The organism is Methanohalophilus halophilus (assembly GCF_001889405.1).
Taxonomy (GTDB): Archaea; Halobacteriota; Methanosarcinia; order Methanosarcinales; family Methanosarcinaceae; genus Methanohalophilus; species Methanohalophilus halophilus.
Genome location: NZ_CP017921.1, coordinates 199,581 through 219,077, shown reverse-complemented (window position 1 = coordinate 219,077; position 19,497 = coordinate 199,581). Strand labels below are relative to the sequence as shown.

General features: G+C 40.1%; 20 protein-coding genes. 8 read left to right on the top strand and 12 right to left on the bottom strand.

Annotated features, from left to right (window positions below; genetic code table 11):
- Window positions 1–107: 107 nt before the first annotated feature.
- The 4 genes from BHR79_RS01125 to BHR79_RS01115 form a co-directional block, all read right to left on the bottom strand.
- Window positions 108–776, bottom strand: a complete 669-nt coding sequence (locus BHR79_RS01125) for a hypothetical protein (protein WP_072560434.1) — start codon at window positions 774–776, stop codon at window positions 108–110.
- 112 nt (window positions 777–888) lie between these two features.
- Window positions 889–1,035, bottom strand: a complete 147-nt coding sequence (locus tag BHR79_RS10450; protein ID WP_157198639.1) for a hypothetical protein — start codon at window positions 1,033–1,035, stop codon at window positions 889–891.
- Window positions 1,028–1,243 (bottom strand): AbrB/MazE/SpoVT family DNA-binding domain-containing protein, encoded by a 216-nt coding sequence (locus BHR79_RS10445; protein ID WP_143743522.1) that lies wholly within the window; start codon window positions 1,241–1,243, stop codon window positions 1,028–1,030. Before BHR79_RS10445 ends, BHR79_RS10450 begins: the two co-directional genes overlap by 8 nt.
- Window positions 1,244–1,624: 381 nt before the next feature.
- Window positions 1,625–2,755: a tyrosine-type recombinase/integrase gene (locus BHR79_RS01115; RefSeq protein ID WP_072560430.1), complete on the bottom strand. Its 1,131-nt coding sequence runs from the start codon at window positions 2,753–2,755 to the stop codon at window positions 1,625–1,627.
- Window positions 2,756–3,114: 359 nt separating this feature from the next.
- On the opposite strand from BHR79_RS01115, the gene BHR79_RS01110 reads away from it, so the two are divergent.
- Together BHR79_RS01110 and BHR79_RS01100 are read left to right on the top strand one after the other, a co-directional pair.
- On the top strand, window positions 3,115–4,578 hold the full coding sequence (locus tag BHR79_RS01110; protein ID WP_072560429.1) for a HEAT repeat domain-containing protein: 1,464 nt from the start codon (window positions 3,115–3,117) through the stop codon (window positions 4,576–4,578).
- 598 nt (window positions 4,579–5,176) lie between these two features.
- Window positions 5,177–5,674, top strand: a complete 498-nt coding sequence (locus BHR79_RS01100) for a flavodoxin family protein (protein WP_072560427.1) — start codon at window positions 5,177–5,179, stop codon at window positions 5,672–5,674.
- Window positions 5,675–5,800: 126 nt separating this feature from the next.
- On the opposite strand, the gene BHR79_RS01095 is transcribed toward BHR79_RS01100, so the two are convergent.
- The 3 genes from BHR79_RS01095 to BHR79_RS01080 form a co-directional block, all read right to left on the bottom strand.
- Complete coding sequence (locus tag BHR79_RS01095) at window positions 5,801–6,496, bottom strand: 4Fe-4S binding protein (RefSeq protein WP_072560425.1); 696 nt, start codon at window positions 6,494–6,496, stop codon at window positions 5,801–5,803.
- 384 nt (window positions 6,497–6,880) lie between these two features.
- A complete protein-coding gene (locus tag BHR79_RS01085; RefSeq protein WP_072560421.1) occupies window positions 6,881–7,243 on the bottom strand; it encodes an Mth938-like domain-containing protein in 363 nt (120 codons plus the stop codon).
- A gap of 179 nt (window positions 7,244–7,422) precedes the next feature.
- On the bottom strand, window positions 7,423–7,926 hold the full coding sequence (locus tag BHR79_RS01080; RefSeq protein ID WP_072560419.1) for a CBS domain-containing protein: 504 nt from the start codon (window positions 7,924–7,926) through the stop codon (window positions 7,423–7,425).
- An 871-nt stretch (window positions 7,927–8,797) separates the two neighbouring features.
- Between BHR79_RS01080 and BHR79_RS01075 the strand changes: the two genes are divergently transcribed.
- The 3 genes from BHR79_RS01075 to BHR79_RS01065 all read left to right on the top strand — a co-directional run bounded on the left by BHR79_RS01075 (window position 8,798) and on the right by BHR79_RS01065 (window position 10,771).
- On the top strand, window positions 8,798–9,163 hold the full coding sequence (locus BHR79_RS01075; protein WP_072560417.1) for a carboxymuconolactone decarboxylase family protein: 366 nt from the start codon (window positions 8,798–8,800) through the stop codon (window positions 9,161–9,163).
- A 46-nt stretch (window positions 9,164–9,209) separates the two neighbouring features.
- Window positions 9,210–9,713, top strand: a complete 504-nt coding sequence (locus tag BHR79_RS01070; protein WP_072560416.1) for a type 1 glutamine amidotransferase domain-containing protein — start codon at window positions 9,210–9,212, stop codon at window positions 9,711–9,713.
- A gap of 224 nt (window positions 9,714–9,937) precedes the next feature.
- Window positions 9,938–10,771 (top strand): 4Fe-4S binding protein, encoded by an 834-nt coding sequence (locus tag BHR79_RS01065; RefSeq protein WP_234970386.1) that lies wholly within the window; start codon window positions 9,938–9,940, stop codon window positions 10,769–10,771.
- Window positions 10,772–10,779: 8 nt separating this feature from the next.
- Here BHR79_RS01065 and BHR79_RS01060 read toward each other — a convergent pair whose 3' ends face one another.
- On the bottom strand, window positions 10,780–12,000 hold the full coding sequence (locus tag BHR79_RS01060; RefSeq protein WP_072560414.1) for an NAD(P)-dependent malic enzyme: 1,221 nt from the start codon (window positions 11,998–12,000) through the stop codon (window positions 10,780–10,782).
- 168 nt (window positions 12,001–12,168) lie between these two features.
- On the opposite strand from BHR79_RS01060, the gene BHR79_RS01055 reads away from it, so the two are divergent.
- Window positions 12,169–12,600 (top strand): FKBP-type peptidyl-prolyl cis-trans isomerase, encoded by a 432-nt coding sequence (locus BHR79_RS01055; RefSeq protein WP_072560413.1) that lies wholly within the window; start codon window positions 12,169–12,171, stop codon window positions 12,598–12,600.
- A 178-nt stretch (window positions 12,601–12,778) separates the two neighbouring features.
- On the opposite strand, the gene acnA is transcribed toward BHR79_RS01055, so the two are convergent.
- The 4 genes from acnA to BHR79_RS01035 form a co-directional block, all read right to left on the bottom strand.
- On the bottom strand, window positions 12,779–15,556 hold the full coding sequence (gene acnA / locus BHR79_RS01050; RefSeq protein ID WP_072560412.1) for an aconitate hydratase AcnA: 2,778 nt from the start codon (window positions 15,554–15,556) through the stop codon (window positions 12,779–12,781).
- Between the two features lie 26 nt (window positions 15,557–15,582).
- Entirely contained in the window at window positions 15,583–15,702 is a 120-nt protein-coding gene (locus BHR79_RS10695; protein WP_234970385.1) for a citrate/2-methylcitrate synthase, read from the bottom strand.
- Window positions 15,703–16,012: 310 nt separating this feature from the next.
- The gene (locus BHR79_RS01040; RefSeq protein WP_072560411.1) at window positions 16,013–16,651 is read right to left on the bottom strand and encodes a CDGSH iron-sulfur domain-containing protein; all 639 of its coding nucleotides are present in this window, start codon (window positions 16,649–16,651) and stop codon (window positions 16,013–16,015) included.
- Between the two features lie 73 nt (window positions 16,652–16,724).
- Window positions 16,725–17,150, bottom strand: a complete 426-nt coding sequence (locus tag BHR79_RS01035; protein ID WP_072560410.1) for a hypothetical protein — start codon at window positions 17,148–17,150, stop codon at window positions 16,725–16,727.
- 425 nt (window positions 17,151–17,575) lie between these two features.
- Here BHR79_RS01035 and eif1A point away from each other — a divergent pair, with 425 nt between their 5' ends.
- Both eif1A and BHR79_RS01025 read left to right on the top strand, forming a co-directional pair.
- Window positions 17,576–17,911 (top strand): translation initiation factor eIF-1A, encoded by a 336-nt coding sequence (eif1A, locus tag BHR79_RS01030; protein WP_072560409.1) that lies wholly within the window; start codon window positions 17,576–17,578, stop codon window positions 17,909–17,911.
- A 201-nt stretch (window positions 17,912–18,112) separates the two neighbouring features.
- On the top strand, window positions 18,113–19,189 hold the full coding sequence (locus BHR79_RS01025) for a KamA family radical SAM protein (RefSeq protein WP_072560408.1): 1,077 nt from the start codon (window positions 18,113–18,115) through the stop codon (window positions 19,187–19,189).
- Window positions 19,190–19,497 lie beyond the last annotated feature (308 nt).

Sequence of the window (19,497 nt, the reverse complement as noted above, 5' to 3'; positions counted from 1 at the left end):
AGGGGATGTTACCAAAAAAACGCTACCGTACACTACTATGGTAACAGGGTAACAGGGGTAACACCCCCTTTTAAGGAAAAATAAGGGTAATAGAGGTGTTACCCATCTCACAATTCCACCTCAAAATTGGACAAGTCTACTCCATATTCCTCAATTGCCTTTGGCAATAACCACCAACATCTTACAGGGGTGCCATTTGCTTTCACAAGGGCAGTATTAGCTGTTTTGTAGCCTCTGGCTCTCATAGCTGCACTAACCTCCTCTATAGGTGCCCTTGCACCACATTCTTTTGATAGTTCAATTACAGCTGCTGAAGGTACAACCATATAGAGTTGATCATTTGGTTTATGCAAAACTAAACAGTAACATGCTTCCCCTTCGAGCAGTCTTGTCTTGTCGTCAGTTACATCAAAATCAACACATATTTGCTCAAAAATTAGGTCTGCTGCTATAACAGCACTTGTTTCTTCGAGCCTCCCTTCTTCTGCAATGCCCCAAATATACTCCACAAATTTGTACCAATCATCTGTTTTCTGTATATGGAGGTATTTGCCAAAGTTATCCAAATACAAAGTTTTGAATCTTCCGGGACCTTTGGATAATTGTGCACCTGTCAGAATTAAGACTTTACCTTCTATATGGATATGGTAAGTCCATGTATCATCAGGTTTTATTGGTGGTGTTTTTATGACTTTCTGAATATTGTCAATGATTACCCTCAACGTATGTTTACTAGGTTCTGAAAAAGGATTTTGGAGGGTAGTATCAGTAGACATTACTCCACCCTCCTTGTGCCAAATGAAATGAAAGACCTGGAGATATTTTCAATATCATTTTGCTTTCTGAAATAGAAGACAAAATGCTTTGAGGAAAATGTATAATATTGATTCATTTTTGACCTCCATAGAGTTCGAGATAAGCTTTTGCCATCGCTTTCTCAATGAGGGTTCCATGTTTTGCCAGATTCCACAATATATCGCGGTGATTTTGCGCAAATTCAAAAGCATTTATATCATCAGAAGTAATATTAGTCATTGCCGCAGCCCTCCATAGCTGTTTGTGCCTCTCCGGTCTCTGTGTTGGTTTGGCGGCCTGCAGTGACCGGAGCGAATACAATTTTGTTGTTCTTCAAAGCTATACTAACCTTGGACCCTTCTATGAGGTCAAGGTATTCGGCAAATTGTGAAGGAATTGTCACCTTCAAAGAATTGCCTACTTTATTTAACGTTCTTGTAAGTGGCATTTTGGGCCTCTTTATATCGTTTTTATTGTTGTATTTCCCTTTGTATTTCTTTTTATATAAATGAAAGTCAGACCCCCCCTTACTTCCACCTAAGTGCTTGTTTCTTGTTGTATTGATTTGATAGATAATTTCTATAGAATCACACTCTCTATCTACATTACCGAAAAACAATAATAGGTGCCACAAAAAATTTTATTGGTGATAATTCTAAAATATTTGATATATTGTTTTTTAGGTGCAATCAATTACTTGTAACTGCAAATTTGCAAAATAAGGTCAAACAAACGAATTCATTTGCAAATTATGTGTGACTTAACATCATCAAATTGGAATGAGGGAATTTATGAACTAATTTGATGGTCTCAGAACACATAATGCATTTCATCTCTCTTGCTCTTTCTGCATCATTTGGGCGACTTTGGCTACAAATTCAGGATTATTTAATGCATTTTTAAAGGCGTTTGAAGCCTGTGTCCGGTCCTCTTTTAGATTCATAGCTGTTTTTGCATCTAATACGAGAGAACATTGGCTGCAGTATTTTGCATCCGCGGGATTTTTCTTCCCACATCTTGGGCATTCACGAGGTTTGAGTGTTTCATCCTTCTCAGGCTTGTCCTCATCCGGCACAATCCCATGTATTGAAAGCACTCTCTTATCCACATCTTCTCCTGAAAGGTGTAGATATGTGGCTGGCATGTCTGATCCGGGTTCCCATCCTGCAAATATCCTGAGTTCCATCTCCTTCATGCCTAATTTTACCAACTCTGTTAATCGACCGTGTCTTAAGGCGTGTGGGTGTACGCCTTTGTTTATACCGGCTTCCTCGGCCAGTTTTTTGAATAGGTTTTGGACAGTCCTTACATTGAGACGCTGGAATTTTTCATTTTTCTTTCTGCTTGTTGTGAACAGTGGCGATTTAGAATCATCTTTATAGGGGTGCTGATTAATCCATAGCTGGATTTCTGGTACTGAATCAACAAGTCTTATGCGTCTCATTCCGGTCTTGCCATCAACTGTAACCACTGCTCCATATTGGTCAAATACAACATCGCCTACATTAAGCCCCAACACTTCACTAATCCTGGCTCCACTGTCATAGGTAAGAGCTGTTATGGCCCGATCTCGTTGTGATTGGCACGCCCGTAGGAGCTTTCTAACATCTGCTGGGGTAATAGGGTCATTTGTAGGCAACCTTCTTTTTTCTCTGACTTTTCGGATGTCTTCAAAAAAATTATTTTCAGGTTTTAGCCATTTAAAAAACAACCTCAGGTCAATAATGTCATTATGGACGGTTTTAGGTTTGTTATTTTTGCGTCTATGTAGGATATAGTCTTCTACTTCCCGTTTAGTAACTTTCTTTACGTCCATATTGTTGTGGAATTTCAAGAAGGCATAGACTTTCCATAATTTTGTATTTATGGTTGCTGGTTTAAAATTGTTCAAGTCTAAGTGCCTTTTATAGTCCTGCAGTGTATCTGCATTTGTGCCGGTAAATTCTGGTGGGTATTTCATACTAATATATACAGTGTTAAATACTCATAAAGGTTTCGAATATTACGTAACCCTGTAAATAGGGCTTAGGACCCTGTCTTGTAGAAGTTCGTGGGTTCGAATCCCACTCCCCGCATCTTTTTTTTGGGTTATAGTTATCTCTAAAAAACACTACGCTTATGTAAAGTATATACACAATTAATTTTAAAATACTATTAATAAATTAATTAAAACCTATCTATCAATAAATTGAAACTTTTGTAACGCTATAAAAAGTAGACATTACAATTTTGTCTTTTTTAATTACCTTCATTTGTATTTTTGTTCTTTTTTGGCTCAATCATAAATTTTAATATCTAATAAATAGATAGGAATCAAACATGGATTCAATTGATAAAATTGCAGACCCTAATGTGCAATCTTTAATAGATAATAAAGATCTCAAAGGAATACTCAATGCTATAACTCATCGTAATGCAAAAATTAGACATCAAGCAGAAGAAACAATTTTTGAAGTGGCGAATTTTAATGAAATTGAATATCTTATAAAAAACCTGAGTAATGAAGATAAGAGGATAAGAAGATTTGTTTCAAGGGTGCTTGGTGAATGTGGAGATTTACGGGCGGTGGAACCTCTTATTCAATCTTTAAATGATGAAGATGAATGTGTGGTAGATTATGCTGCATCGTCCCTTGCAGGATTAAATGATAAAAGAGCTGTTGACCCACTTATAGAAGTATTATCGCATAAATATTGGGCAGCTCGCACTTCAGCAGCATCGTCTCTTGGATGTATCGGTGATTCAAAAGCAATTGATCCATTATTAGAACTTTTGAATGATAAAAATGAAGAAGTTAGATCTTATGCGGAAGAAGCTCTTAAAGAATTTGATGATGACAAAGCGGTAGAAGAATTAAACAAATATTATGATGCCCAAATTCCAAGAAACCTTAAAAATGTTACTAAAGCATTCAGAAAATTCGAAAAATCAACCCCTATAGAACCCTTTTTAGAATATTTGAATAATGATGATGTTGAAGTAAGGGAATATGCTTCAAAATGTTTTAATGAGCTAAATGATGAACGTTCTGTAGATGCCCTTATTCAATCACTTAATGACACCTCTAGTATTGTTCAGAAAAACGCTGCATGTTCACTTGGAAAGATAGACACTCAAAATGCATTAGAAGGTTTATTCAAAAGTTTAAAAAGTGGAAATGCCGAAATCAGAAAAAGCGCCGTTTGGGGATTACATGAATCTAAAAGTGAATCTGTAACTAAAATAATTTTTCAAACATTGAATGATGAAGACAAAAATGTTCGATTGTCTGCAGCGAATGCCCTTTTGTTTTCGAATCGCTTATACGATCAACAAAACATTGATTTTGTTATAGAAGCTCTAGAAAATGAAGATGTTACAGTTCGAAAATATGCAAGCATGGGTCTTGTCCTGATTGCAGATGAAAGGGCAATAAAACCACTTATTCACGTTTTGGATGATGACGATATTCGTGTTCGAAATTATGCAGCTCAAGCACTAGGAAACGTTGGAGAAGATGCCATAGAGCCCTTAGTTCAAATTTTGGATGATGAAAATAATTTCAAGAAAAAAAGATTAATAAGAGCAACTGTAAAGGCTTTAGGTTTCATCAAAAGCCCAAAAATTGTGTATCCACTCATAAAAGCCCTTTCAATTAATGATATGTATGTTAAAGAATCTGCTTGTCTTGCACTAGGAGAATTAGGTGATCCTATATCCGTTGAGCCGCTTAAAGCATGCCGGTATGATAAACACAAAAAAGTACAGGATGCTGCAAAGAAATCATTGAAAAAAATTAGCTGAAAATAACTACTGTAACCAGATTGGAGGTGTTATTAGAATTTAGAAATAGTATTCTACATCTCCAATCTCTCCCTAACATGAGCATTCAAACTAAAAGGCTTACCAGACTTAGCATTTTGCTTCATGTAATGCAAAGTACCTTTAGAGAATCCCATCTTCTTCCATTTAGAATAAGATATATCAATGATCTTCTGACTTTATTGCCCTGAATCATCCCTTTCAACTTTATACACAGGATCGACAAACTCCAAATTCTTCCTTCTACCAGTAAGATAAAAAGCCAGTTCTCTTGTTTTCAACAACAATATGGAACTCCACGAGGAGTTTTTACCTTTATACTTTAAACCCCTCTTAAAATAACGTTAAACTCAGAGGTTAAACGTCTAGAAGCAGTCGGTTTAAACCTTAAACCATAGTTCTCAGTTCTGATAAAATCCTGTTTATCCATTGCTTCTTTCTCAACCAGTGAAAATACAGCCAGATCAAGATATTCTCAAAAAAGTTGCTATTCTGTACCGAAAAGAAAGAGACATTTTACTAATCCCGTATCTATATAAACTAGTAGTAAGTAATTTTTTAATGATTATAGGGGGATTATATGAAAACATTAGTAACATATATGACACAGACTGGAAATACAAAGAAGATAGCTGAAGCAATTTATGAGGAAATTACCGGTGAGAAGGATATCAAAGACATCACAGATGTAAGCAACTTTGAAGGTTATGATCTTGTGTTTGTGGGTTTTCCGGTATTGCAATTCAATATACCTGAGAAGGTTTCAGAATTTGTAAAAGAGAATGTAGCTGGTAAGAACATAGCATTTTTCATGACCCATGCTGTTCCTGAAGGGTTCGAAGCCATTCACTCATGGACCGGCTCCTGCAAGGATATTGCAGCCGGTGGAAATTATCTTGGTACATTCGAATGTCAGGGTGAGTTGGCACAACCTGTCATCGACATGTTGATGGAATCCGATGATCCACAAATGAAAGAGTTTGGTGAGATGGGTCCTTCTACTAAGGGACAGCCTGACGAATCTCGTGTACAGAAGGCAAGGGAATTTGCAAAAGAGATCCAGGCTAAGGTTCAGTGATTGGATCTCTCTGATTTCATGCAATTCATGTAGGGGGTTTACGTGCTATTAACAAAGGTTAATTGGAACTCAGGTTGAGTTCATTTAATCTTTAATCTTTTCAGAGAAATTCCACACTTGAATTAATTAAAAATTGCTCAAAGGGCACACTTTAACGCATAGTCCACATCGAAGTCCGCCAAGAACATTAAACATATACTCAGCGCATTTTTCTCTATGAATGACCCCTTCTGATGTAAGAGCATCAACCGGGCATACTTCGATACACTTCATGCATTCACTGCATGCATCATTGATAAATGGCAACTCGGTTTTTTCTTCTGTATCTAATGGTGCATCCGTCAGTATGGCAGTCATACGTACTTTAGGCCCGAAATCCTTTGTGATCAGAAGATGATTCATGCCAAAATTTCCCACTCCTGCACGATAAGCAGCATATTTGAAAGATAAATCTGCTTTAAGCGTCTCACGATTGGCATACCAGTAGCCATACTCACTTCCTTCACTTGGGGCAATCGTTGCCATATAACCTTCTTTCTCAATAAGTTTAGCTATCTTGAATGCAATCAACCTCAATGTGGTTGTAGCTGCCATAAGTGTATTCGTATATTCACCTCTGCCCTTTGGTAACGTTTCAAAAGTTCCTCGTGGTAAAGAAACCCCCAGGATTATTACTGATTGTACATTATCCATCACATCCTGGGGCCTGTTTCCAGTATAATCTGAATCTTCAAAACAGGACTTATTAGTTATACTGATAAAATCAACACCTAACTCAAGGGCCATGTTTCTCAAATCTTCTGTAATATTGTTCTCTGTCATTTTATCTCCTCTTGAAAAGTGCCTGTTCTAATTTGTAAAATTTGATTGGAAAAATTGGCATAGTTTTATACATATAGTTATTTTTAGTTATCTCGATAAAGTAATAACTGATACATATCTATCCCCTCTCTAAAATCTATATCCTGATTCAAGCTCATTAGCATCAATATGCTTCCTCTCAAGAATACCAATATTCCCATCAAACTTGGTTTATAGATGATTGATATATTCAAGAATCGTATTACTAATGGCTTGAAATAGTGGGAGTTTTGCCTAACCTTTCCTGTCTGATAATCGATAAATGGTTCATTTACCCAATGGAAATTTTTACTTCCTCTCCATAGGACAGTCTGTATAGATTTGTCCCTCAAAAATCCGTTTGCTTTAGCAGGTGAGATGGAACAAACCAATAACCTTTCCTTTTGCACAATTCCACTTATCAATGGCCTCTGGGGTAGGACAGAGTTTGACCTTGCAACCTTTGGCTTTGAAAAAATCACGTGCCTCATCTGATAATTCCACCATCCCGTTCTGACCGGAGCCGATTATGATTTTCTCTGCACCATTTTCATAAACATGTTCTGCTTCATCGAGCGATATCTTGTGGGATGTACCGTATATCGCTTTTGACAGTTTCTTTTTCCTTTTCTTGATATTTCCGCTCAGTCGAATAAGGACATCTTTTTCGTACTCTTCCCCTTCTATTGTAATCGAACCGAATTTTGTATTGTCTATTTTCGGCTTCATGGATTTATCCCCGATCCATGGTATGTTCCTTTAGCATATAGACTTTATTTGACAAAAATAATAGATCACCGAATACCACCTGTCATAGGTTGCCATATTGACTATAATGTCTATTAGAAGACCCTATGGGGTTGTTGGATATAGATGAAGTAAGCATCAATTCTGAATGATTTCTTCCATCAGTCTTTTTTCCCTGTCCTGTACGCCTCATTAATGATATCGTGTTTTGTGACAACTCCTATCAATTTATCTTTATTGTCGATTACCCACACATGATTTATATTGTGCTTTAGTATCATATCCACAGCTTCACATAAGCTGGTGTCATGAGATACTGTCAGGGGATGTGGGATCATGATACTTTTTGCATCTTCTCCCAGTGACCTTACCGCAGTCAGATGGGTATGGCTGGAACTGGGTAACCTGTTATGGAAAAGCAATTCCAGGATAATGTTCTGATCGATCTCACCTTTGAGCCTGTAGTCCTTATCAACAACAGGAAAATTGTGAAACCGATATTTTCCTATTAATTCGAGTGTGTCTTCAATAGAAGTGCTCTCATCGATTCCTACTACTTCCATAGTCATAATTTCAGTGATCGCTTTATTCGTACATTGTTTTGAGATCTGGATTTTATCTTTATAATCTGGATTTTTGGATTTATCCGGCGCATCAAATGGCAAGCTCCTCCCCCCTGAATAAAATCTATATATGTCAGTATATAAGTGGTCCGATTAATGTATTTCCATTCATATCAAAAATATTGTTGCCGATGGTACAATTGGATACAGGACGCACCTTTGCATCCATTATATTCCATTAATTATTGAAATGTAAGGGCCGTTGCAGCCATATGGCCAGCAGAACAGGATATTGAAAATAGTAAAACCCTTGACACTATGATTATGTGTAAATTACCTGTAATATCCAGATAGTTTTCAGGTTAAGGCAAGTTTAACCAGGCTTGATTTCAAAAAAATTTAGAATTCCATCTTACGCAAAAAGTCGAATAAATAAAATCCAGCGCTTGTAACCAATACATAAATTCCAGATATCATGAATAATTCCCAAAATCTAATCATACAAACCACCCTTTCCCACATTGATCATATCTGTTTTGTTGTTAAATCAAATATGCAGCTTATGTGTTCATTTCTCATTTTAAAACACAGGAGAATTGAGAGCATAGGACCCCCATCCACTGCTCTCAATCGTACCACCCACTCCCATTTTTAAAGCCAAACCCCTTTCGGCTGTATCCAGGTCAGGAACTTGCTGCAAAAGTTCCCGGGTGCAATTCCTAATAGGATATTTTCCCATATAACCTAAATGGGGATAGAATTTCTGTAGTGTGAGGTTTTTTTTTAAGCAATTAAAAATTTTAATTACAATATAATCGACTAATTAACTTTTAGATTTTTGCTAACCAAAATGAAGTCACAAAAAATTATAATATTAATCGAGGTGTAAACTGCTTCTGTGGAGAAATATTCTTCACCAAATGTATTTATATAGCATGCAACCAAAAACGCATGTACCAAATGGGGGTATTACATGTCTAAACATGAAGAACTTGAACATGAAGAATTACTGGATAGTATGAGTAACAAACTGGGTTTCACTCCGCAGATTCTGAAAACATTGGGTGAGATCGATCCGCATTTCCTGAAAAAATACAATCATTGCAATCAGAAACTCCTATCAGACGGTGCGCTGCCTGCAAAAATGAAGATTCTTATGGCACTTGCAGTGGTGGCATCCAAGCAATGTGAACGATGCACGGTTGTACAGATGCAGAGTGCCTTGAAAAACGGGGCTACGGCTGAAGAGATTATGGAAACCATGGAGGTCATATCCATAACCTCTGGTGCACCCGCGGTAGCTGCCTGCAGGGATGCGTTGAAACTTCTTAAGGAATAATCCCGGATTATATTCCGGTTTTTAATTTTTATGGGGGTACATTTGAATGAAAGTTTTGGTTTTTGGAGCTGATGGTTTTGAAGATCTCGAATTGTTTTATCCTTTGCACAGGTTGAAAGAGGAAGGTATTGATGCGAGGGTGGCATCTGTTTCCCGTGGTACCATTGAAGGTAAACATGGCTATCATGTTGAAGCGGACCTGTCCTTTGATGAGATTGATCCAGAAGAATACGATGCATTGGTAATTTCCGGTGGCAAGGGACCTGAGACAATGCGGCTGAATGAATATGCGCTTGATATAGTGAAACATTTCATGAATGAAGAAAAACCCGTGGCTGCTATCTGTCACGGCCCGCAGCTTCTGATATCCTCCCGGGTGCTGGATGGTCGCAAAGCCACTTGTTGGCCCGGTATCAGGGATGACCTGATCGTGGCAGGTGCAGATTATCGGGATAATGAAGTGGTAGTTGATGACAATCTTGTAACTTCACGTCACCCGGGTGACCTTTTCGCCTTTGGCCGTGAGTTGCTTGGTTTGATTAAAGGATGAAGTATGGTTTCCGGGATCTTCCCGGATGCCTCTTTTTTGCTATCATTTCGTCTGGTCTTCAGTTTTATTTAGTGAATTCGAAATGTTGCAGGTCTGTATATTTATCTGAAAAATAATTCGCTACATATACAAATGATATCGGTTTTTAAATCCTGTCACTCATATTTATATACTCCTTTTTCATCACTCGATTAATAAGTGACCATTATGAGTAAAAAAACAACCTGAAATCGCTGAAAGATAATGGTTTTCTGCCCCAGAGACAGGATGAAAAATTTTCAATGCGTACACATCTTGTTGGCGGATGTGTAGAGGCAAACCAGTTGCGTGCCCTTGCCGATGCTGCAGAAAAATATGGAAAAGGACATGTCCATATCACCTCGCGGCAGGGTGCGGAGATCCCTTTTGTGGATCTGGATGATGTCGAAAATATAAGTGAAGATATGAAAAATGCAGGTCTCTTTGGCGGGGCAAGTGGTCAGAAGGTACGGGGTGTAGTGTCATGTCAGGGTAACACCGTCTGCAACCACGGTCTCATTAACTGTCCTGAACTGGCTGCAAGTATCGATGAGCTATATTTTGGAACCTATGCTCCCAAAAAATTCAAGATTGCAATAACCGGCTGTCCTGCATCCTGCATGAAACCTCAGGAAAATGATTTCGGTATTATGGGAGTGGTGCGACCTGAATGGATCCAAAACAATTGTGTGGCCTGTGGCCTTTGTGAAAAGGTTTGTAAGACTGACGCCATAACCATCGATAACGGCCAGTTAGACATCGACAGTAACAGCTGCATATTTTGTGGTGAATGCATCACGTCCTGCAAAAAAGATGCAATCTATGGTGCAGAATCCGGTTATACTATATTTGTAGGAGGTAAGGTTGGACGCTTCCCCCGCTCCTGTGACAAGCTAATTGAATTGGCCGATGAACAACAGCTATTTTCTATTCTCGAAAAGACGCTTGCCTATTACAGGAAATACGGACATAAAGGAGAACGCTTTGGCGACCTGCTTGACAGGCGGGGTTTTGATGATTACAAAGATGCAGCCCTTTAATTCCATCATTATTTACGGACAACACCACTCTTAATAGCCGCATCTGCAACGGCCTTTGCCACAGCAGGCACTACTCTTCTGTCAAGAGGATTGGGTATTATGTAATCTTCTTCAATGCCGTCCTCATCCACAATTGCAGCAAGGGCATTGGCGGCTGCAAGTTCCATCTCCAGGTTTATCTGGGTGGCCCTGGTGTCCAGTGCACCTTTGAAAATCCCCGGAAATCCCAAACAATTGTTGATCTGGTTGGGACAATCAGATCTTCCGGTTGCCACTATACGAGCACCTGCTTCAAAGGCTTTGAGGGGCATGATTTCAGGTATGGGATTTGCCATAGCAAAGATAATGGCGTCATTGTTCATGGAAGCGACCATTTTTTCTGTAAGGATTTCGGGAACAGATACGCCTATAAACACGTCAGATCCGGATACAGCGTCATCAAGACTGCCTTTTACTTCTTCAGGATTTGAAAATCCAGCGATCTCTTCCTTTTTAGGATTCATCCCTTCTGTACGTTTTCTGCTGATAATTCCATGTCTGTCACATACAAGCAGGTTTTCAGGTCTCACTCCTGTATGAAGGAGTTTTTTGGCAATTGCCATGCCGGCAGCACCGGCGCCGGCTATAACTACCTTTATCTCGTTGATTTTTTTGCCGGTAAGTTTAAGTGAATTCAGTAGGCCTGCGATTGTAACAATCGCGGTTCCATGCTGGTCGTCATGTGTCACGGGTATTGGCAATTCCTTTTTGAGTCGCTCTTCAATCTCAAAGCAGCGGGGTGCACTTATGTCTTCGAGGTTAATTCCTCCGAAAACCGGGGCGATATTTTTGACAGTTTTAATGATTTCTTCGGTATCCTGGGTATCAAGACATACCGGGAATGCATTAATTCCTGCAAGTTCCTTGAATATGATAGCTTTACCTTCCATTACAGGTAAACCTGCAGATGCACCGATATTTCCCAGCCCTAGGATGGCTGAGCCGTCTGTTATGATTGCGACGGTGTTCTGTTTCAGCGTATATTTATATACATCATCCTTATTTTCAGCGATTTTTTTGCAGGGCTCGGCAACACCGGGAGTATAGGCAATGCTTAAGTCCCGGATATTATCCAGGCGGATTTTGCTTGCCACTTCAAGGACCCCATGATTTTTTTCGTGTAGTTGAAGCGACTCCTTTCCAAGTGAGTCATCGGTTTGCATGCACGATTTTACTGTCAAATCTTTCAACTTTTACTCCCCTCTATACTGGTTAATTCCCTGATTTATAATAGTGAAGGCTATATACTTATAATCTCGCTACTGGGAATTCACCCAAAACACCTAAGTAATGTAGAATACCTCGGTTGGCTATGAGATGAGTGAAAACTCGTTTTTATACAACACTGAGTTGATATATTGTCAATAAAAGAAGGCGACACAATAAAGATTGATTATAAAGGTACTCTGGATGATGGCACAGTTTTCGACAGTTCCGAAAACCATGAGGAGCCTCTTGAATTTACTGTAGGGGAAGGTCAGGTTATTCAGGGATTTGACGATGCTGTCAGAGATATGGAAGAAGGTGAAGAAAAAGAGTTCAGACTTGAGCCTTCTGAAGCCTATGGTGAATACAATGATGGGCTTTCCCAACCAGTACCTAAAGACAACATTCAGTCAGATATTGACGTTGAAGTTGGAATGATGTTGCTGGTAAAAACACCAGATGGCCAGGAACTTCCTGCAAAGATTGCCGAAGTGGGCGATGAGGAAGTCATACTCGATATGAATCATCCCCTTGCCGGTAAAGCATTGAATTTTAATATACAGGTCAAAGAGATATCATCCTGATATCTCTTTTTCATCTAATTTCCTAATTCCTTTACTGAAATTACGGCTGCCTGACTAACTTTTCCCAATATATTTTAACCAGCATAAGCTCTGGAAATCTATCTTTTAGGTAGCAAAATAGTATATGAATCAAATATAGGCCTACTTTTCTGGAAAATATGAAAAAAGAGGTGGGGAATTATTCCCCCTTTGCCTTGTCCCTCAGGAACTTGTGTAGAATTCCACCGTTTTTGCAGTAGTCCACCTCTATATCGGAATTGAGGTTTACAGTTACATTGAATGTGAATTCATTTCCATCTGGGTCACGGGCTACAACCTCGAGTTCGCCACCGGGTTTCATTTCTGAGATGCCCTTGATGGTGTAGTTTTCATTACCTTTAAGCCCCAGGCTTTCTTTATTTTCACCTTCCCTGAACTGTAGGGGGATCACTCCCATTCCTACAAGATTACTGCGGTGAATCCTTTCATAGGACTGTGCGATCACAGCCTTCACACCGAGCAGTTGTGTACCCTTGGCCGCCCAGTCACGGGAGCTGCCTGTTCCATATTCCTTGCCTGCAATTACAACCAATGGAATGTTATTTTCCATGTATTTCATGGCAGCATCATAGATTGGCATCTCCTCTCCCTCGGGGAGGTAAACTGTCCATGAACCTTCCTTACCAGGCACAAGTTTGTTTTTCAGGCGCACGTTACCGAAGGTTCCACGCATCATTACTTCGTGGTTGCCCCTTCTGGAACCATAGGAATTGAATTCTTCTTCCGCCACGCCGTGTTCAATAAGGTACCTGCCTGCAGGATAATCGGCATGAATCGAACCTGCCGGAGATATATGGTCGGTGGTTATACTGTCATCCACAACTACAAGCGCCCTTGCTTGCTTTATATCATCCATATTTTCGATATCAAGCGGGAAGTCCTGGAAAAATGGAGGTTCCTGGATATAGGTGGATTCATTGTTCCAGTCGTAAAGTAATCCTTCCGGAGCGTCAAGTTCCTGCCAGCGTTCAGTTCCCTGGAATACATTGGCATATTCTTTTTCAAACATTTCGGGCTGTACATATTTATCACAATACTGCTCTATCTCACCGTTTGCAGGCCAGATATCCTTCAGGTAGACCGGTTCACCGTTCGGGTCACATGCAATAGGCTCTTTTGTGAGGTCAATATCTACTGTGCCCGTCAGGGCAAAGGCAACAACTAGCATAGGGGATGCCAGATAATTAGCTTTTACATGAGGGCTGATCCTGCCTTCGAAATTCCTGTTTCCGCTGAGTACCGATGCGACAGTCAGATCACGGTCCTCAATTTCCTTCACTACCGCTTCGTGCAGGGGGCCACTGTTCCCGATGCATGTGAGACAGCCGTAGCCCACAAGGTGGAATCCCAGGGCTTCCAGATAAGGTACAAGTCCGGCTGCTTCCAGATAGTCCATTACCGCCTTTGATCCGGGCCCAAGACTTGTTTTCACAAAGGGCTGAACCTTAAGCCCTCTTTCAACTGCCTTTTTCGCAACCAGTCCGGCACCGATAAGTACTGAAGGATTTGAGGTATTGGTACAGGATGTAATGGAAGCAATGGCGACGGAACCGTGGTTTAAGTCGACCTCTTCCCCTTCACATTTGATCTTCATGATCCCGCTGTGGTCGGGATGTGTTTTTTCCACAACATTATAACCGCCCTCTTCAAGCCAGCGACTGTAATCCGGATCACTCTCGAAGTCTTCACTTCCTTTCTTCAGGGAGTATACATCTTTCATTGTCCTGTGGAAAGCTGCGGACATATCACTGAGCACAATGCGGTCCTGTGGTCTTTTCGGACCTGCAAGGGAGGGCTGCACCGTACCCATATCAAGTCCAAGGGTAGAGGTATATTCCGGAACCGGTGCATCACTTTCTGCAAACAGGCCCTGCTCCTTACAATATTGGCGAACCATGTTAACATGTTCTTCACTGCGTCCGGTCATGCGCATGTAATCCAGTGTAACTTCGTCAACAGGACAAAATCCCATCGTTGCGCCGTATTCTGGACCCATGTTGGCAAGGATTGCCCTGTCAGGCAGGGAAAGTTTCCTGTAACCGGGACCATAGAATTCCACGAATTTACCTACAACCCCATGTTCCCTGAGCATCTGGGTTACTGTGAGTACAAGATCTGTGGCTGTGATACCATCTTTCAGTTCTCCTCTTAGTTCAAAACCCACAACTTCAGGTATTGGCATATAGTAGGGCTGGCCAAGCATGACCGCTTCGGCCTCAATTCCACCGACTCCCCACCCCAGCACACCCAGGCCATTGATCATGGTTGTATGGGAATCGGTTCCTACAAGAGTATCGGGATATGCGACCATTTCGCCGTTTTCTTCCCGCAGATGTACCACATTTGCCAGGTGTTCAAGGTTTACCTGGTGGATTATGCCGCTTCCCGGGGGTACCACGTTGAAATTGTCAAAAGCGTTCTGGGCCCAATGCAGCAGTTCATAACGCTCCCCGTTTCTCTGGAACTCATATTTCTCATTACAGTTTCTTGCATAGGAAGTGCCGTAACAATCGACCTGTACTGAGTGGTCTATAATAAGATCTGCAGGAATTACGGGGTTAATTTCCTCTGGATTTCCCCCAAGTCTTTTCATTGCAGACCTGATTGCGGCAATATCCACAACCGCAGGTACGCCTGTAAAATCCTGCAGGATAACCCTTGAAGGGATATATGGGATATCCGTTTTCGGTACATTGCCGGGTTTCCAGCCTGCAAGGTTTTTTACATCCTCTTCTGTTACAACCTTGCCATCTGTATTCCTTACCAGATTTTCCAGCAATACCCGGATGGAATAGGGAAGAGAAGATATTTTGCAAAGGCCATTTTCCTCAAGTTTATCCAGACGGTATATGGTACTCTTCTTACCCCTGGTATTAAGAGTATCTCTTGCTTTAAAAGAAACTGAATTATTATCCATAATTGGCACCTGTAATTATAAATTCGTTAAACGAATTTTGCACGTGGTCTTATCAATTTGTTATCTGAATATTGTTCAAGACAATGTGCAATCCAGCCCGATATCCTTCCAATGGCAAAAACTGCCGTTGCAAGTTTGGGAGGGATGTCAAGATATTTGTAGACGACACCGGAATAAAATCTACATTCGGATATATAGGTTTACCCCCATTTTGCACACATCCTTCATATGCGACCTTCTATATTTTCCCGGCAATCTTACGTGCAAGCTGTTCGTAAACTCTGGCTCTGGGTCGTATGTTTTGTATACACGGTGTCCAAACCAATAATTTATGTGTTATAATTGGGTCACATCGATCGTGCTATTTTCCAAAAAAAAAATAAGAAATTATAATAAGTGCTTTCCTGTAAGGCCAACCAATCTCATATTATGCCTTTTTACCAGATGTACATGAGTTCAGTTTTTCTCATCCTTGAATTCAACGTACCAGTGGCTGCCATCGCAGAATGGTTTGTTTTTGGAGCCACCGCATCTGCACAGGCAATAGTGGTCCTGGGTTTCAGGCCTAGAGCCATCCGGGTCCTCAAGTTCAATATTTCCCACAACATTATAGGGACGGTCCTTCCCGACAAATACTTCCGCATCATGCGGATAATCTTTGTGCAATTGTCCATCCATAGTGTAGCTCAATGCTCCGGAGGGACACATCCTGATAATCCTTGCTATTTCTTCCGGGTCAGCGCCGTCAGGGTCGATCCAGGGTTCAACACCCTTCCTGAAAACCGAAGGTAAATTGTCGGTACAGTGGCCCATATGGGAACATACCCCACGGTTGTCATGGATTGTAATTGCTTTTCCTTTGTAAGTATCCATATTGTCGGGAACGCGATCTTCTTTCTTTTCCCCTGAAAAACCGTTCTTCATGTGTGTGCCATCGCAAAAAGGCTTGTTCCCGGATCCTCCACATCTGCACATTGCAATGGTGGGCTTTGTTTCAATGAATACCCCTTTTGAATTACGCAGGCTGTTTAGATTGCTTACAATGTATGGCCCGTCTTTTGATACTTTTATAATGGTTTTGTCGCCTTTATCCATTAACATTCCCCTTGCATAGACTTTTGTCCTGAATAGCTTAAATAATTATTGCAAAATAATGTATATGTTTTATTCAGTACTTCCCTGTAAGTTTAGCAATTGATCTATGCAGACCATGGATGCTGAAATCCTTTCCCAGGTACATCATGGGACATTTTCCCTTTATTATCTGTATATGAGGATCCTCCATCTCCTCGATTTCTGGGGTTTCAGTACGCCAGTGTATCCAGAAATTAGAACATCCTCTGTTTTTGAGAGCCTGCACAAAGTCTGCCGGATTAGATGTTGTGATTCCCAGTACAGTATTTTCTACATTGTCTGGTATGTCTTCAACACTTTTTATATCTCCTTTACCGGGGTTAGCTGATAAATCAAAAACGTACACTTCTTTACCTCTTTCATTTAGTTCGTCTATGGTGTACTTCATTGCCGGCTTGGTATTGTCAGTTATTACTACAAAGGATTGTTTTTCCCAGAAATCTTCCCTGTCGTTGTTCATGGAAATCCCTCCCATCAAATAATATTGTACTTCTGGTTAATAACAGATGGTGGCTTTAGTATGTACAGATATGTATTATATTGGAGCATATTAGACAGGATGGTGGAAAATATGATGATGTTTACCTGTACTTTCTGTTACCATTAAACAGTGATCCAAATGCAAAGAATATATTGCAACTGTACATCGAATGTGGCTTTATGATACTTGCTTTGTAACTCATTTACAATTGCAACAAATTAATATGTTTCATCTTTATTTTACTCTGTTCAATTGGGTTTAAATATGTTGAATGCATATAGAGCAACGTTGTGATTGCATAATTTATTATCAGGAATTGGTTTTGTTTTGAGGATAATTTGTATTATTCCGTCTTCTGATTACTAAAATAGAAATCCTTCATAAAATCTAAATGAGGTATCAATCTGGCTTATAACAACTATAACAAAAAAAAGAATAAGAATAAACAGCAGAGTGAGGGTGCACAATTTACTAAAGTCCGGACTCCGCGTAAGGACAGGAATGAAATTGTTGCTACAGTATCCAGAATGCTTGGAGGCAAAAGGCTTGACCTTCAATGTATGGATGGTGTTGTAAGAATGGGAAGAATTCCCGGTTCCCGTAAAAGACGTATGAGGATACGGGAAGGTGACGTGGTTCTTGCAGTACCGTGGGATATTCAGGATTCAAAAGCCGATGTCGTCTGGAAATACAGAAGACAGGAAGTCGCCTGGCTTCAGAAAAAAGGTTATCTGAAATAATTTTCACTTAATGTGTTGCAGGGATGGAGCGTTTTTTCCATCCATTCACGCAATCAGTTTTTAATTAGACGCCTTTTTTGGCTTGTTTGAATATGTTTTTTTTGTCTGGATTTGAGCAAAGCAACTTGTTCTATTTACAAATATCTACCATAAACAATATATTTTATGACTTTTATCTCTTGCTAAGGAGTATTCACTATAATGAGTGAAGAATGGAAAGATCAAATTACTAATCAAATTAATTCTCTTGAAAAGCTCGAAGAAATAATCAATCTAACTGAATCTGAAAGGGAAGCCATAAAAACCCTTGATACACACTGGGGTACTACACCTTATTTTGCTTCCCTTATGGACAAGGATGATCCGGAGTGTCCAATCAGGAAACAGGTTGTCCCATCCCTTCAGGAAACTCATAACAGGTATGGGATGAAAGATTACCTTGTCTGGAAAGAAAACAGGGCAACCGAAGAAGTACGGCCTGATAGTATAGCCAGGCAGTATAAGGACAGGGTCGCATTCACGGTTTTCCAGGAATGCGGTATCTATTGTCGCCATTGTTTCAGGAAAGAACTGGTTGTGAATCATGATCTGAAACTGGACTTTAATGTGGACGATGGGATTGAATGGATTCGCCAGCATCCTGAGGTCCGGGACGTTCTGATAACGGGTGGTGATCCGCTTCTTTTATCGGATGAAAAGATTGAATATATTATTGGAAGTCTTCGGGATATTCCTCATGTTGAGATGATTCGTATTGGCTCACGTTTGCCTATTGTTTTGCCTCACAGGATTACTGATAATCTGAAAAGGATACTGGGTGGGTATCATGATGTGCCAATTTGGCTGAACACCCAGTGCAATCATCCCAAAGAGATAACTGATAAAACAAAAAGGGCTGTCTATGATCTTGTATCTGCAGGTGTTAATGTAGGTAATCAGGCCGTTTTGTTGAAAGGCATAAATGATGATGTGCAAACCATAAGGGATTTGCATCAGAAATTATTGACTGCAAGAATCAGACCATATTATCTGTTCTACTGTGAACCTGCACCGGGCATCGATCATTTCCGTACTCCTGTAGAAAAAGGCGCGGAATTGATACGCGATGGTCTGCGGGGGCACACAACAGGACTTGCTCAGCCAATGTATGTAATTGCAACCAATGTTGGTAAAATTCCTTTGATGCCGGACTATTATATGGTAGATAAAGATGAGGAAAAATATGTTCTCAGGAATCATCGGGGTGAATTAACGGAAATTCCGAATGTACCTGAGTAAAAGGGAACTGTTTCTTCAGGTTATATGGTGTCAGTTAGCTGGCACCTATGATCTATAATATTTATATATTTCTCATAATTGTCTATTTTTTAATCTATCAGTATGCTCTATTTTGTTTTCAGTTCTAATTACTTTACGCCAGCATCCTCATAAGCGACAAGTATATGTATCAGAGTTGATCTGTAGCACTCGCTCCAAACGGGAGGGATTCTGCTTGTATCCCTCTCCAGTTCATTTACGGATTTTTTTATCATTTTCTAAGGCTGTCAAGGCATTTTCTATTCTGCTAATTGTTTCAGGGGTTAAAT